This is a genomic window from Sphingomonas hankookensis, from assembly GCF_022664465.1.
GTDB classification, from domain to species: Bacteria; Pseudomonadota; Alphaproteobacteria; order Sphingomonadales; family Sphingomonadaceae; genus Sphingomonas; species Sphingomonas hankookensis.
On sequence record NZ_JAKREV010000002.1, the window covers coordinates 559,502 to 572,686 of the forward strand.

Annotated in this window: 13 protein-coding genes; 10 read left to right on the forward strand and 3 right to left on the reverse strand. The window is 67.3% G+C overall.

Annotation, left to right across the window (positions count from 1 at the left end; translation table 11 throughout):
• The first annotated feature begins 56 nt into the window (after positions 1 to 56).
• The 6 genes from MF610_RS08040 (at position 57) to MF610_RS08065 (ending at position 5,976) form a co-directional block, all read left to right on the forward strand.
• Positions 57 to 2,096 carry a lytic transglycosylase domain-containing protein gene (locus MF610_RS08040; RefSeq protein WP_380870967.1) on the forward strand — a complete coding sequence of 680 codons (2,040 nt, stop codon included), beginning with the start codon at positions 57 to 59 and terminating at the stop codon, positions 2,094 to 2,096.
• Entirely contained in the window at positions 2,093 to 2,575 is a 483-nt protein-coding gene (gene greB / locus MF610_RS08045) for a transcription elongation factor GreB (protein WP_242194676.1), read from the forward strand. Before MF610_RS08040 ends, greB begins: the two co-directional genes overlap by 4 nt.
• Positions 2,576 to 2,595: 20 nt before the next feature.
• Positions 2,596 to 2,943: a hypothetical protein gene (locus MF610_RS08050; RefSeq protein WP_242194678.1), complete on the forward strand. Its 348-nt coding sequence runs from the start codon at positions 2,596 to 2,598 to the stop codon at positions 2,941 to 2,943.
• Between the two features lie 104 nt (positions 2,944 to 3,047).
• Complete coding sequence (locus tag MF610_RS08055) at positions 3,048 to 4,694, forward strand: cation:proton antiporter domain-containing protein (RefSeq protein WP_242194680.1); 1,647 nt, start codon at positions 3,048 to 3,050, stop codon at positions 4,692 to 4,694.
• Between the two features lie 86 nt (positions 4,695 to 4,780).
• Positions 4,781 to 5,161: a DoxX family protein gene (locus MF610_RS08060; RefSeq protein WP_242194682.1), complete on the forward strand. Its 381-nt coding sequence runs from the start codon at positions 4,781 to 4,783 to the stop codon at positions 5,159 to 5,161.
• Between the two features lie 44 nt (positions 5,162 to 5,205).
• On the forward strand, positions 5,206 to 5,976 hold the full coding sequence (locus MF610_RS08065; RefSeq protein ID WP_242194684.1) for an NYN domain-containing protein: 771 nt from the start codon (positions 5,206 to 5,208) through the stop codon (positions 5,974 to 5,976).
• Positions 5,977 to 6,404: 428 nt separating this feature from the next.
• On the opposite strand, the gene MF610_RS08070 is transcribed toward MF610_RS08065, so the two are convergent.
• From MF610_RS08070 to MF610_RS08080, 3 genes are all read right to left on the reverse strand, one after another.
• Positions 6,405 to 7,586 (reverse strand): sensor histidine kinase, encoded by a 1,182-nt coding sequence (locus MF610_RS08070; RefSeq protein ID WP_242194685.1) that lies wholly within the window; start codon positions 7,584 to 7,586, stop codon positions 6,405 to 6,407.
• Positions 7,587 to 7,590: 4 nt separating this feature from the next.
• Positions 7,591 to 9,270, reverse strand: coding sequence for an energy-dependent translational throttle protein EttA (gene ettA / locus MF610_RS08075; protein ID WP_242194687.1), 1,680 nt, complete (start codon positions 9,268 to 9,270; stop codon positions 7,591 to 7,593).
• A 181-nt stretch (positions 9,271 to 9,451) separates the two neighbouring features.
• Positions 9,452 to 9,709: a hypothetical protein gene (locus MF610_RS08080; RefSeq protein WP_242194689.1), complete on the reverse strand. Its 258-nt coding sequence runs from the start codon at positions 9,707 to 9,709 to the stop codon at positions 9,452 to 9,454.
• Here MF610_RS08080 and MF610_RS08085 point away from each other — a divergent pair.
• The 4 genes from MF610_RS08085 to MF610_RS08095 all read left to right on the forward strand — a co-directional run bounded on the left by MF610_RS08085 (position 9,696) and on the right by MF610_RS08095 (position 13,044).
• Positions 9,696 to 9,941 (forward strand): putative periplasmic lipoprotein, encoded by a 246-nt coding sequence (locus MF610_RS08085; RefSeq protein WP_242194691.1) that lies wholly within the window; start codon positions 9,696 to 9,698, stop codon positions 9,939 to 9,941. The two genes, MF610_RS08080 and MF610_RS08085, sit on opposite strands and share 14 nt — an antisense overlap.
• Before the next feature lie 563 nt (positions 9,942 to 10,504).
• A complete protein-coding gene (locus MF610_RS19055; protein WP_277923942.1) occupies positions 10,505 to 10,630 on the forward strand; it encodes a hypothetical protein in 126 nt (41 codons plus the stop codon).
• Positions 10,631 to 10,689: 59 nt separating this feature from the next.
• Positions 10,690 to 11,814 (forward strand): metallophosphoesterase, encoded by a 1,125-nt coding sequence (locus MF610_RS08090; RefSeq protein WP_242194693.1) that lies wholly within the window; start codon positions 10,690 to 10,692, stop codon positions 11,812 to 11,814.
• Positions 11,815 to 11,871: 57 nt separating this feature from the next.
• On the forward strand, positions 11,872 to 13,044 hold the full coding sequence (locus MF610_RS08095; protein WP_242194694.1) for a winged helix-turn-helix domain-containing protein: 1,173 nt from the start codon (positions 11,872 to 11,874) through the stop codon (positions 13,042 to 13,044).
• Positions 13,045 to 13,185 lie beyond the last annotated feature (141 nt).

Sequence of the window (13,185 nt, forward strand, 5' to 3'; positions counted from 1 at the left end):
GGATTCGAGCCGAAAAGGTGGCGACAGATAGGGCGCGCTTCCATATCATGTCCAGTATGCTGACCACCGTGTTCAAGAGCGCGTTCCTGCTCACCGGCGTCGCGAGCGCCGCCATGGCCGCCGGGATGTTCCGTCCTGCCGCACAGATGCCCGTCCCAGCTCCGTCCGCGCCGATGGTGCAGCCGGTGTCCGCCCCTGCCCAACAGATGGTGCAGCAGGTCGCGCCCGCCCCGGCCTATGACCCGATCCAGCCGGTGCTGGCCGACTGGAAACGGTTGCAGCAATCGGACAATTATCCGTTCGGCGACTATGCCCGCTTCCTGCTGGCGCATCCGGGGTTTCCGGGCGAGACCAGCCGGCGTGCGGCGGCGGAAACGGTGCTGGCCGATGGCGGACAGGATGCGGCAACTGCGCTGCGTTTCTTCACCCGCTACCCGCCGATGACCTCTGCCGGCCGGCTGCGCTATGCCGAGGCATTGGCGGCGAGCGGGCGTATGGCGGAGGCGCAGGAGGCGGCACGCACCGCGTGGCGGCGCGGCGCGCTGCGCACCACCGACGAAACGAAGCTGCTGGGGCAATTCGCCTCCGCGCTCCGGCCCGAGGATCACGACGCGCGGATGGACCGGCTGTTGTGGCAGGGGGCGACCAGCGCCGCGGGGCGGCAGATCGGCTATGTCTCGGCGACGAGGCGCCCGACCTTCGACGCGCGGATCGCGTTCCGCACCAGCGCGACCGATGCCAGCGTGCGCGGCGAACAGCCGGGCGTCGACCGCACCGATCCGGGCTATATCGGCGACCGCGCGACGTGGTTGCGCGCGACCGGCCAGTCGGTGGCGGCGCGATCGTACCTCGCCCAGCCACGCCGGCTGTCGCGCACGCCCGGCGATGTCGAGGAATGGCTGGAGGTCCTGCTGACCAACGCCCGTGCGGCACAGGCGGACAGCCAGTACGACTTGGCCTATCGCATCGCGTCGCAGATCGACGACGCCTTTCCCGCCGGCACGGTCATCGCCGATGCGGCGTATGGCGAGCGCGACGACTATACCAGTTTGGCATGGCTGGCAGGCACGGCGGCATTGCAGCGGCTGAACCGTCCCGCCGATGCCGCGGGGATGTTCGCCCGCTATGCCAGCGGATCGCGTACCCCGACGGTGCGGACCAAAGGCTATTATTGGGCCGGACGCGCGGCGGAGGCCGCGGGCGACCGCGCCACCGCCGATCGCTGGTACGGTCAGGCCGCCGATCTGGGCGACCTGTTCTACGGACAGCTGGCCAGCGAGCGCATCGGGCGTCCGCTCCGCGCGCCGGGCAACACCGCCGATCCGGCGGCGATCCCCGCCGCCGTCCGCGCCGCCTATATGAACAGCGACGTGGTGAAGGCGACGCGCTATCTGGGCCGGACCGGGCAATATGGCGACCAGGGCCTGTTCATCCGCAAGATCGCCGAGGATGCGCGCAGCGACACCGACCATGCGCTCGCGGTCGAGCTGGCGCAGGCGATCGACCGCCCCGATTTGGCGGTGATGGTCGGGCGCAGCGCGCTGCTGAACGGGCATAGCGACTATACGCTGGCGGGCTATCCGTCGGTGCCGGTCGGCGGGCCGCAGCAGAACCAGTTCACGCTGATCCACGCCATCGCACGGCAGGAAAGCCAGTTCGACCGCACCGCCGTCAGCCGCGCGGGTGCGCGCGGGCTGATGCAGCTGATGCCGGGAACCGCGCGGGAGACGGCGGGCAAGCTGGGCCTGTCGTACAACCCGACGTCGCTCAACGACCCGGCGTTCAACATGGCGCTGGGATCGAGCTATATCCAGCGCATGCTCGACTATTACGGCGGCAGCTACCCGCTGGCGATCGCCGCCTACAATGCAGGCCCGGGCAACGTAAACAAATTCATTCGCGCCAACGGCGACCCCCGCACCCCCGGTGTCGACGTGGTCGATTGGATCGAGAAGATCCCGCTTTCGGAAACGCGCGGCTATGTGCAGCGCGTGCTGGAGAATGCGGTCGTCTACGACCTGATCCATGCGAACAAGGCGCGGTCGCGCGGGCCGAACAACCTCAGCTGGTATCTGGGCAAGAACCGACCGGGATGAACGAGCCACGTCCGAACTACATCACGCCGGCGGGCTATGCCGTGCTGAAGGCCGAATATGACCAGCTGCTGGGGCAGGAGCGCCCGAAGCTGGTCGACGTCATCGCCTGGGCCGCGGGCAATGGCGACCGGTCGGAGAATGGCGACTATATCTATGGTCGCAAGCGGCTGCGCGAGATCGACCGGCGGCTGGGCTTCCTCGCCAAGCGGATGAAGGCGGCGCGGGTCGTCGATCCAGCGGCGCAGACCGAACGCGGCCGCGCATGGTTCGGCGCGACCGTCACCATCGCCGACGAGGACGACAACCACCGCACGCTGGAACTGGTCGGTGACGACGAGGCCGATGCCGGCAAGGGGCGGATCGGGTGGAACTCGCCGATGGCACGCGCACTGCGGGGCAGCGCGGTCGGCGATGTGCGCACGGTCGCGCTGCCGGCGGGGGCGAAGGAAGTCGAGGTGATGGCAATCGCCTATCCGTGATCGGGTCGGGGAGGAAGCGCATGCGGGACGGTGCGATGATCGGGTTGCTGCTCCTGCTGACGGGATGCGGCGGTGGCACGGCGGACGAACCGACGATCCGGGTGGAGATCCACCGCACTGGCGCGGCCGCCAGCCCGACCACCGCCCCCTTGCCCGCCGATGTCATCGTCTTTCGCATGAAACGCGACGAATGCGACCATCTGCGCGGCGAGGAACCGACCGGCCCGGCCCGCGCCGCCTTCCTGCGCTATGGCATGGAGCGCACCTGTACCGGCACCGACGCAGCCCTGCGCGCATTGCGCCAGCGCCATGCGAACGACCCGGCGACGATCGCCGCGCTCGCCCGCCATGTGGACGCGATCGAATAGGGCAGCCCGCCCCGCGTGCGATCGGCAGGCAAATTCGGTACGGTGACGAACCCAGCCGCGCTGCCGACCGTTGGCTTGGGTAGAGCGACTGCCAAGGAGACCCGATGCCGCATTACACCCCGTTGGTCGGAACGATCGTCACCGCGCTGGTCGCGGCGTTCGTGCTGGGGGCGGCGGCGCACCGGCTGCGGGTGTCGCCGATCGCGGGCTATCTGTTGGCGGGCGTGCTGATCGGGCCGTTCACGCCGGGATTCGTCGCCCATTCGGGGATCGCGACCGAACTGGCCGAGATCGGCGTCATCCTGCTGATGTTCGGGGTGGGGCTGCATTTCTCGCTGAAGGACCTGTTGTCGGTGTGGCGCATCGCGGTGCCGGGCGCGGTCGTGCAGATCGCGGTGGCGACACTGCTGGGCTGGGGACTGGCGCAGTTGCTCGGCTGGCCGCTGATGGCCGGCATCGTCTTCGGCCTCGCGCTGTCGGTCGCCAGTACCGTGGTGCTGTTGCGCGCGCTGGAGGCACGAGCGCTGGTCCAGACCGAACGCGGGCGGATCGCGGTCGGGTGGCTGATCGTCGAGGATCTGGCGATGGTACTGGCGCTGGTCCTGCTGCCGGTAGTCGCCGCTGCGGTCGATCCGGCCAAGGCCGCCGCGCCGGGTGCGATCCTGACCGCGATTGCGATGACGCTGTTGAAGGTCACGGGCTTCGTCACGCTGATGCTGGTCGTGGGGCGGCGCTTCATTCCGTGGGCGCTGCACTGGGTGGTGCATACCGGGTCGCGCGAGCTGTTCCGGCTGGCGGTGCTGGCCATTGCCCTGGGCGTGGCGTTCGGCGCGGCGCTGGCGTTCGACGTTTCGTTTGCGCTGGGCGCGTTCTTCGCCGGCATGATCCTCGGCGAAACGCCGCTCAGCCGGCGGGCGGCGCAGGAGACGCTCCCCCTACGCGACGCGTTCGCCGTGCTGTTCTTCGTATCGGTCGGCATGTTGTTCGATCCCAAGGTGCTGAGCGAACAGCCCGGACCGTTGCTGGCGACGATCGCGATCATCGTGATCGGCAAATCGGCCGCCGCCTTCGCCATCGTCCGGCTGTTCGGCCACCCCAACCGAACGGCGGCGACCATCGCCGCCAGCCTGGCGCAGATCGGCGAATTCTCGTTCATCCTCGCCGGCCTCGGCAGCAATCTCGGCATCCTGCCCGACGAAGGGCGCGACCTGATCCTGGCGGGGGCGATCCTGTCGATCATGATCAACCCGTTCCTGTTCGGCGCGGTCGCCGGGCGCGGCGACGATCCCGGCCCGGCACAGGCCCGCGAGGCGGCACGCGAAGAGGCGCGCGAGGACCATGTCGTGCTGATCGGTGCCGGCCGGGTCGGACGGCTGATCGCCGAAGGATTGCGCGACGCCGGCCGCGCCTTCGTCGTGATCGAGGATCAGGCCGATACCGCGCGCACGGCCGAAGCGCATGGGTGGAGCGTGGTGCTGGGCAACGCGCTCGACCCCAACGTCCTGCGCGACGCCGGGGTGGCGGATGCGACCAAGCTGTTGATCGCCATCCCCGGCGGGTTCGAGGCGGGGGCGATCGTCCAGCATGCCCGCGGCATGAACGCCGACCTCTATATACTGTCGCGCGCCCATTCGGCGGAGGAGGTCACCTATCTCCAGCGGCACGGCGTCGACCAGGTCGTGCTGGGCGAGGAGGAACTGGCGCGCACCATGCTGCGTCGGGCCGGGGAGCAGCGCGAGGCCGCCGGATGAGGCAACGGATCGTTTCGATCATTGCGCTTGGGTAACGGCCCGATCGCTGCGAAAGAGAGGGCCGGTTCTTCGTGGAGACGCTCGTCATGCCCCTGCCCGCCACCCTTGCCCCGCGCCTGCTCGCCGCGATGCGGATCGTCTTCGGCCTCGTCTTTCTCAGCCATGGCGTGTCCAAGCTGTTCGGCCTGCCGCCGTTTCCGATGCCGATGAACGGAATGCTCTATGCGGCGGCGGCACTGGAGCTGGCCGGCGGCGCGCTGCTGATCGTCGGGCTGTTCGTCCGGCCGGTGGCGTTCGTGCTGTCGGGGATGATGGCGGTTGCCTATTTCATGGCGCATGCGCCGCAAGGGCCGTTCCCGATCGCGAATGGCGGCGAGGCGGCGGTGCTGTACTGCTTCGCCTTCCTCTACATGGCGGCGGCCGGTGGCGGTGCGTGGAGCATCGACGCCGCGCGGCACCGCAGCTGACGGTTTCGGTCGCGCCCGTCCCGCGCATGCGATAGACGGGCGCAATGGCCAATCATCACGCTCCCACCGGCAACGTCGCGTTGCTGATCGATGCCGACAATGCCGGCGCCGCCTATCTCGATTCCGTGCTGACGGTGCTGGCCGAGTTCGGCACGGTCAACGTCCGCCGCGCCTATGGCAATTGGGAAAAGCCGGGGCTGAAAAGCTGGAAGGCGCTGCTGATGCGCCACGGGATCGAACCGTTCCAGCAATTCGACATCACCAAGGGCAAGAACGCCACCGACATGCGCATGACCATCGACGCGATGGACCTGCTGTTGCGCGGGCGGATCACCGGTTTCGGCATCATGTCGTCGGACAGCGACTTCATGCCGCTGGCGCAGCGCATCCGGCAGGAAGGCGTGCCCGTCTATGGCTTCGGCACCGACCGCACGCCCGAGGGGTTCCGCGAGAGCTGCACCCGCTTCATCGACGTCGCGTCGCTGGACGTCGAGGATGTCGCGAACATGCCGCTGCCGCCCGCGATCAACGGCGGTGCGGTGGCGGTCCCCGCCGCCAAGCCGGCCCCTGCCCCCGCGCGCAAGAGTCAGAAGGTCGACGCGGCGCTCGTGAAGCTGCTGTCCGACGCCTATGACGCATCGAAGGTCGACAAGCGCGGCTTTGCGAGCCTGTCGGAAGTCGGGCAACGTGCGGCGAACCGGTCGAGCTTCGACACGCGCAACTATGGATTCAAGCGGCTGTCGGACCTGATCGAGAAGGTCAAGGCGTTCGAGGTCGAGCGGCGCGATACCGGGGTGTTTGTCAAGTTGGTGTGAGGGGGCTGCACGGTCCGACTACGCGGTCCAGCCACAAACCCAACCGTCGCGTTCCCTCCCTCCACCCTCCCCGCTTATTTCCCCTACCCCCCGTTTGCTTCGAGCAGGTTCGAGCTTGTCGAGAACCGACCGTCGAGAAGGGGTATCGATCGCGCGCAACCTGCCCCCAACTCCGTTCGTGCTGAGTAGGGGCTGAGCCCTTCGACTGCCTGCCTGCGGCAGGCGCTCAGGAGAGGCTTCGGTGCTGCGCACCGAAGTCGAAGACCCGTATCGAAGCACCCCATGTTACCGGTCCTTCGATACGCCCTTTCGACAAGCTCAACGGCTACTCAGGACAAACGGTGTGGGCATTGCGAGGCCTTCTCGACGGGCGGTTCTCGACAAGCTCGAACCTGCTCGAAGCGAACGGAGCGGGTGGCCGATAGGGATCAAACCCCTTCCGGCAACGGCATCGCGAACACCACCCGCGTTCCCGGCGCCGCATCCTCGAACGCCAGCGTACCGCCCAGCTGCCGCGTGAGGCTGGTGACCATCCGCATCCCCAGGCTGGTCGGCCGCGTCGCGTTCGGGTCGAGCCCGGCAGGCAGGCCGACGCCGCGATCCGCGACCACCAGCGACAGCGCGCCGTCGTCGCAGCGTGTCTCGATCCACACCGGCCCGCCGCCGTCGCCATAGGCGTATTTGATCGCGTTGGTGACCAGTTCGGTCAGCAACAGCCCCAGCGGGATCGCGGTGTCGCCGCTCACCACCAGCGGCGCGATGTCGCAGTCGATCGAATGGTCGGTCGCCTGTTCGCGCAGGCCGTCGACGATGCCGCACAGCAACCGTTCGAGCGCGACGACGCCAACACGGTCGCCCTGCCACAGCTGGTCATGCGCCTGCCCGATCGCGACGATCCGTGCCTGCGCATCGCCCAGCATCCGCTGTACGCGGGGATCGTCGTCCTCGCGCATCTGCAGGTTCAGCATCGCCGACACCATGGCGAGGCTGTTCTTGACCCGGTGCGACGCCTCGCGCGTCAGCAGTTCCTGATGCTCGATCGCGGCGCGCAGCGACGCTTCCGCGTCCAGCCGCTCGATCGCGACGCCGATCAGGTTGGCGAAGCCCTGCATGAAGGCGAGGTCGTCTTCCTCGAACCGGCCGTCCTTTCGGCTGTCGACCTCGAGCACGCCGAAACGCTTGCCGTTCGCCTCGACCAGCACGTTGATCGCGCGTTTCACGCCGTGATCGGCCATGAAGCCGGGCGTGCGGAAGCGCTTCTCGTCGCGCAGGTGGTTCGAGATCACCGCCTCGCCGGTGCGAAAGGCGAAGCCGGCGGGCGAGGCGAGGTCGTCGCCCATTTCCGCCTGGCCCACCACACCCTCGTTCCAGCCGATGCCGGCACGGACGATCAGCGTCCCGCCCTGATCGTCATGGTGCAGGAACTTGGCGAGCTTGGTCCGCATCCCGCGCGCCGCCAGTTCGACCGCGGCGCGAACGATCTCGTCGATATCGCGGCTGCGCAGCGCGATCCCGCCGAATTCGGCAAGGATGCGCTGCTGGTCGAGGCGATAGCGGATCGCATCGGCGGGATCGTCCGACCCCGCCCTGTTTTCCTCGACCACCGGCATGGGATCAGCGCGTCAGCTTCTTGTACGCCAGACGGGTCGGACGGTCGGCGGCGTCGCCCATGCGCCGGCGCTTGTCCTCTTCATAGGCTTCGAAATTGCCCTCGAACCATTCGACATGGCTGTCGCCTTCGAACGCGAGGATATGGGTGCACAGGCGATCGAGGAAGAAGCGATCGTGGCTGATGACCACCGCGCAACCCGCGAACGATTCCAGCGCCTCTTCGAGCGCGCGCAGCGTCTCGACGTCGAGGTCGTTGGTCGGTTCGTCGAGCAGCAGGACGTTGCCGCCCTCCTTCAGCATCTTGGCGATGTGGACGCGATTGCGTTCGCCGCCCGACAGCTGGCCGACCTTCTTCTGCTGGTCCTGCCCCTTGAAGTTGAACGCGCCGACATAGGCCCGCGTGCCCAGTTCCTGCTTGCCGAAACGGAACACGTCGAGGCCGTCCGACACCTCTTCCCAGACATTCTTGTTGGGGTCGAGGTCGTCGCGCGACTGGTCGACATAGCCGAGCTTCACCGTCTGCCCGACCTCGATCGAGCCGCCATCAGGCTGCTCCTGCCCGGTGATGAGCTTGAACAGCGTCGACTTGCCCGCGCCGTTCGGCCCGATCACGCCGACGATGCCGCCGGGCGGCAGGTTGAAGTCGAGGTTTTCGAACAGCAGCTTGTCCCCGTAAGCCTTGGTCAGGCCCTGCGCCTCGATGACCTTGCCGCCAAGGCGTTCGGGAATCTGGATCAGGATCTGCGCCTTGCCGACCGCGCGGTTTTCCTGGTTCTTGACCAGTTCGTCGAACGCACGGATGCGGGCCTTGGACTTGGTCTGGCGCGCCTTGGGCGTCTGCCGCATCCATGCCAGCTCGTCCTGGATCGCCTTGGCCTTGCCGGCTTCCTCGCGCTCTTCCTGTTCGAGGCGCTTGGCCTTCTTTTCGAGATAGCCCGAATAATTGGCTTCGTAGGTGTAATAGCGCCCGCGATCGAGCTCGAGCACCCAGTTGACGACGTTATCGAGGAAGTAGCGGTCGTGCGTCACGAGGATGACGTTGCCGGTATATTCCTTGAGATAATTTTCCAGCCAGCCCACGCTTTCGGCGTCGAGGTGGTTGGTCGGTTCGTCGAGCAGCAGGATTTGCGGCTTTTCGAGCAGCAGCTTGCACAGCGCGACGCGGCGCTTTTCACCGCCCGACAGGTTTTCGACCGATGCGTCGCCCGGCGGGCAGCGCAGGGCCTCCATCGCGATTTCGAGCTGGTTGTCGAGGCTCCAGCCGTCGACCGCGTCGATCTTCGCCTGAAGATCGCCCATTTCCTCGAGCAGCTTGTCGAAGTCGGTATCGTCCTGCGGATCGCCCATTTCGGCCGAAATGGCGTTGAAGCGATCGACGAGGTCGGCGACCGGCCGCACGCCGTCCTTGACGTTCTCCATCACCGTCTTGGCATTGTCGAGCTTCGGCTCCTGCGCCAGATAGCCGACCTTCACCCCCTCGGCGGCCCACGCCTCGCCGGTGAATTCGGTGTCCATCCCCGCCATGACCTTCATCAGGGTCGACTTGCCCGCGCCGTTCGGCCCGATGATCGCGATCTTCGCGTCGGGCAGGAATTGCAGGTGGATGTTGTTGAGCACCGGCTTGTTGGCACCGGGGAAGGTCTTGGTCAGGCCCTTCATCACATAGCTGTACTGCACGGCCATCGCCGAAGGCTCCGTTCGAATATCGGGGTGAAATGGTTCTGGCGCGATGTAGCGACGGGGCGGCGGATTGGCAACGCGCGGTCCGTGGACGGACGGGCCGGCACCACGCCCGGCCGATTCGGGATCGCTGGCACGTCCAGGCGGGGTTTTGCGACGAACCGACACGCCGCCGGACGATCGGTTACGATTTTGCAAACGCACCTTCGCATGCGCAGTAAAACGTAGCGGAACGGTAGGATTTCAGCCATGAAACGGGCAGTTGGAACGTTTCATCGCGTCCTTGCCACGCCCCACCATTGGTCGCAAAGCCGCATTCCTGCCACAATTGGAGATTGACGACGCCGCGCAAGGCGTTATTGCGGCAATCTCGCGACGGCGGTGACGCCGGGATATTCGCGAACTGGAATTTTCTGGGAGTAACCCGAATGAAGAAGATCATGCTCGTCGCCGCTGCCGCCGGCCTCCTCTCGGTCGCCGCTTGCAAGAACACCCCGACCGACAACGCTGCTGACGCCGCGTCGGACAACCTGGAAATGATCGCCGACAACCTCGAAGCGCAGGCTGAGAACACCTCGAACGAAGCCGTCGCTGCCGACCTGATGAACGCTTCGGAAAACGCCGAAGACGCTTCGGACGCGATCGAGAACGCCGCCGAGCACAACGGCATGTAATTCCCGGTCCCACGCTGCTCCGGCAGCGCGGGAAAGCGGAATGCGGAAGGGGCGCCCCGGCAACGGTGGCGCCCTTTTTCGTGCCCGCAGCGGATCGTTACGCGGGCAGCGCCACGATGGCGCGATTGGGGCATGATTGGGACGATCGGGTGAACCGGTGTTGCGCGTTGCGGTGCAGCACAGTCAAGTTTCGCGACGAGCGGGAATTGCCGGCCCGGTCGTTGGAGAGCGTCGCCGGACAGACGCTCGATGGGCAACCGGCTGATCGTTCAAGCCGATGCAAGATACCACGACGTGAACTGGGGGCGCCACGTAAACCATGGCCCCGACACGGCGAGCGGCATCGCGCATCGGGGCCGATATGCCGCTACTTCCCATCGCCACCCATGCGTTCGGCGCAACGCGCCACCGCTGCGGCCGCCGGGTTCGCGCTGTGTGCGGCAGGAATCCGGTGGAAGCTGGCGCTGCCTCGCCATTCGGGCTGACGTCGCCGGGTACGACGCCGGTGAGAGCTGGCATCGGCGAGGACGATAGCGGCGGTCGGTCCCATCGCCGCGCCGTTCATGCAGTATTGGCGCATCGCCGCGCATCTGCCGGACGGAACGACCGGGGGCTTTCGGCAGCACGCCACCTCTGCCCGGAAGGCGGCGAGCAACAAGGCGCCGACCGAACAGGCGGCGGGCAGTTGATAGCGCCCGGGTCCGCCCCCATGATCGTTTGCAACCTGTCTCTCGCTGCGCCTTGAAGGATGCCGACCATCTTCCTCGTCTTTCTAATACCGGCGATCTACGTCGCGTCCCGCACCCTTTGGCCGTTGACGCTGCCGCTCTGGAGCAAGGTCGTCATGGCGCTGCTCCTGCTCGTCGTGGCACAATATCACCTGTGGAGCCGGCTATCCTCGGGTTCGGTCTTCGCCCCCGAATTCCCGCGCCCGGTCGTCATCCTTTTCAACTGGGCGTTCGGCGCGCTGGTGCTGTTGTGGCTCTTTCAGGTCGTGCTCGATCTCGGCCTGCTGACGACGGCGCTCGTCCGGTGGCGAGGCGTCGGGATGCCGGATGCAGCGCGATATGGCGCGACCGCGCTGGCGGTGGTGGCCAGCGCGGTCGCAGTCGCCAATGCGGTGCGGGTCCCGCCGATCAAGGACGTCGAGGTGGAGATTGCGGGCCTGTCACCGCAGTTCGACGGATACCGCATCCTTCAGTTGACCGATCTCCACATCAGCAAGCTGTTTCCGGCCGCATGGGCAAGCGACGTCGTGGCGCGCGCCAATGCGGCGGGCAGCGACGTGATCGTCGTCACCGGCGATTTCATTGACGGCTCGGTCAATATGCGACGCAGGGACGTCGAGCCGCTTCGCGCGCTCCGGGCCCCTGACGGCGTCTGGGCGATCCCGGGCAACCACGAATATTTCTTCGACTATGGCGCATGGATGCGGCACCTGACCGCACTCGGTTTCCGGATGCTGCCGAATGCCCATACCGTCATCCGGCGCGGCGGCGCGGAGTTGGTCGTGGCCGGCGTGACCGACCTGTCCGCCCCAAGCGTCGGCGAGGCGGGCCCGGACCTGGCGCTGGCGCTGCACGGTGCACCGGCCGATGCGCCAATCGTGCTGCTTGATCATCAGCCGCGCCGGGCGCGGGACGCCGCCGCAAAGGGCGTGGCGCTCCAACTGTCCGGCCACACCCATGGCGGCATGATCGTCGGCCTCGATCGGCTCGTCGCTCGCGCGAACGCCGGGTTCGTCGCGGGCCGCTATCAGGTCGGCGACATGACCCTGTACGTCAGCAACGGCACCGGGCTGTGGCCGGGCTTCGCGCTGCGTCTCGGCGTGCCGTCGGAGATGACCCGCTTCACCCTGCGCGCGAAGCCGTAACGGGTCGACGCTGCCGCGACGGTTGACGGTAGCGCCCGAGCGCCACCATCATACCGCATGACCATATCGCTGGCCGACGCGCGACGCATGGCCCTCAAGGCACAGGGCTTCGGCCAACCGCTGCCCGTGCAGGCTAGCGCAGCGCACCTCCGCAAGGCTGCCGATCGCATCGGCTTGTTCCAGATCGACAGCGTCAACGTTCTCACCCGCGCGCATTACCTGCCGGCATTCTCCCGGCTCGGCGGTTATGATCGATCGCTGCTTGAACATGCCGCGTGGGGGCCGAAGCGGCAGCGCCGGTTCTTCGAATATTGGGCGCACGAGGCGTCGTTGTTGCCGCTCGACCTGCATCCGCTGCTGCGATGGCGGATGGCGCGCGCCGAACGAGGCGAGGTCGGCTATCACACGCTACGCCGCTTCGCGACCGAGCGCCGCGGCGAGGCGGACGCGGTGCTCGCCCGCATCGCCGCAGAAGGGCCGCTGACCGCCGCCGACTTCGAGAACGGTTCGAGCCGCAGCGGCTGGTGGGAATGGAGCGACGTCAAGCACGCGCTCGAATGGCTGTTCTGGTCGGGCCGGATCACGACCGCGACACGGCGGGGCAGCTTCGCGCGGGTATACGACCTCCCCGAACGCGTCCTGCCAACTGCCCTCCTCGCCATGCCGACGCCGACCGCTGCCGAGGCACAGCGTGCACTGATCGAACGCAGCGCGCGGGCGCTCGGCGTCGCGACCGCGGTCGATCTGCGCGACTATTACCGGCTGAAGCCCGACGAAGCGGATCGCGCTATCGCCGATCTGACGGAGGACGGTGTGCTGGTCCCCGTCCGCGTCGAAGGCTGGAGCCAGAAGGCGTGGCGGCATCGTGACGCTTCGCCGCCCCGGCGGATGCGCGGGGCGGCCTTGCTGGCGCCGTTCGATCCGCTGATCTGGGAACGCGGCCGCACGGAGCGGCTGTTCGGCTTCCGCTACCGGATCGAGATCTACGTGCCGCACGACCGGCGCACCCATGGCTATTACGTGCTGCCCTTCCTGCTGAACGAGGCGCTGGTCGCGCGGGTCGACCTCAAGGCGGACCGGCAGGCTGGCGTGCTGCTGGCGCATCGCATCACGCTCGAACCGGGGGCGCCCGGCGATACGCTACTGCGCTTGCAGATCGAGCTGGAGCGGATGGCGGCATGGCTCGGTCTGGCGGACGTTCGCGTCGGGGTGATCGCCCGCCCCGATTGATCCGTTCTTCCGTCGTGGGCGAGCGCGCATGCGATCACGGTTCCGCGATGTTACGGGACGCTGCCAACCGCCAAATGCTTGTTTTGTGGTCGGGGAGACAGGAAGGGGTTCCGCCTAGAGTTTGGTCAGTAGTAAGGTATT

Bases quoted from the DNA above. Each gene is read 5' to 3' on its own strand.
- MF610_RS08095 (WP_242194694.1), top strand. From the start codon at position 11,872: ATGACCATATCGCTGGCCGACGCGCGACGCATGGCCCTCAAGGCACAG.
- MF610_RS08080 (WP_242194689.1), bottom strand. From the start codon at position 9,709: ATGATCTTCTTCATTCGGGTTACTCCCAGAAAATTCCAGTTCGCGAAT.
- MF610_RS08060 (WP_242194682.1), top strand. From the start codon at position 4,781: ATGCCCCTGCCCGCCACCCTTGCCCCGCGCCTGCTCGCCGCGATGCGG.
- MF610_RS08050 (WP_242194678.1), top strand. From the start codon at position 2,596: ATGCGGGACGGTGCGATGATCGGGTTGCTGCTCCTGCTGACGGGATGC.
- MF610_RS08065 (WP_242194684.1), top strand. From the start codon at position 5,206: ATGGCCAATCATCACGCTCCCACCGGCAACGTCGCGTTGCTGATCGAT.
- greB (WP_242194676.1), top strand. From the start codon at position 2,093: ATGAACGAGCCACGTCCGAACTACATCACGCCGGCGGGCTATGCCGTG.
- MF610_RS08055 (WP_242194680.1), top strand. From the start codon at position 3,048: ATGCCGCATTACACCCCGTTGGTCGGAACGATCGTCACCGCGCTGGTC.
- MF610_RS08070 (WP_242194685.1), bottom strand. From the start codon at position 7,586: ATGCCGGTGGTCGAGGAAAACAGGGCGGGGTCGGACGATCCCGCCGAT.
- MF610_RS08090 (WP_242194693.1), top strand. From the start codon at position 10,690: ATGCCGACCATCTTCCTCGTCTTTCTAATACCGGCGATCTACGTCGCG.
- MF610_RS08085 (WP_242194691.1), top strand. From the start codon at position 9,696: ATGAAGAAGATCATGCTCGTCGCCGCTGCCGCCGGCCTCCTCTCGGTC.
- ettA (WP_242194687.1), bottom strand. From the start codon at position 9,270: ATGGCCGTGCAGTACAGCTATGTGATGAAGGGCCTGACCAAGACCTTC.
- MF610_RS19055 (WP_277923942.1), top strand. From the start codon at position 10,505: ATGCAGTATTGGCGCATCGCCGCGCATCTGCCGGACGGAACGACCGGG.
- MF610_RS08040 (WP_380870967.1), top strand. From the start codon at position 57: ATGCTGACCACCGTGTTCAAGAGCGCGTTCCTGCTCACCGGCGTCGCG.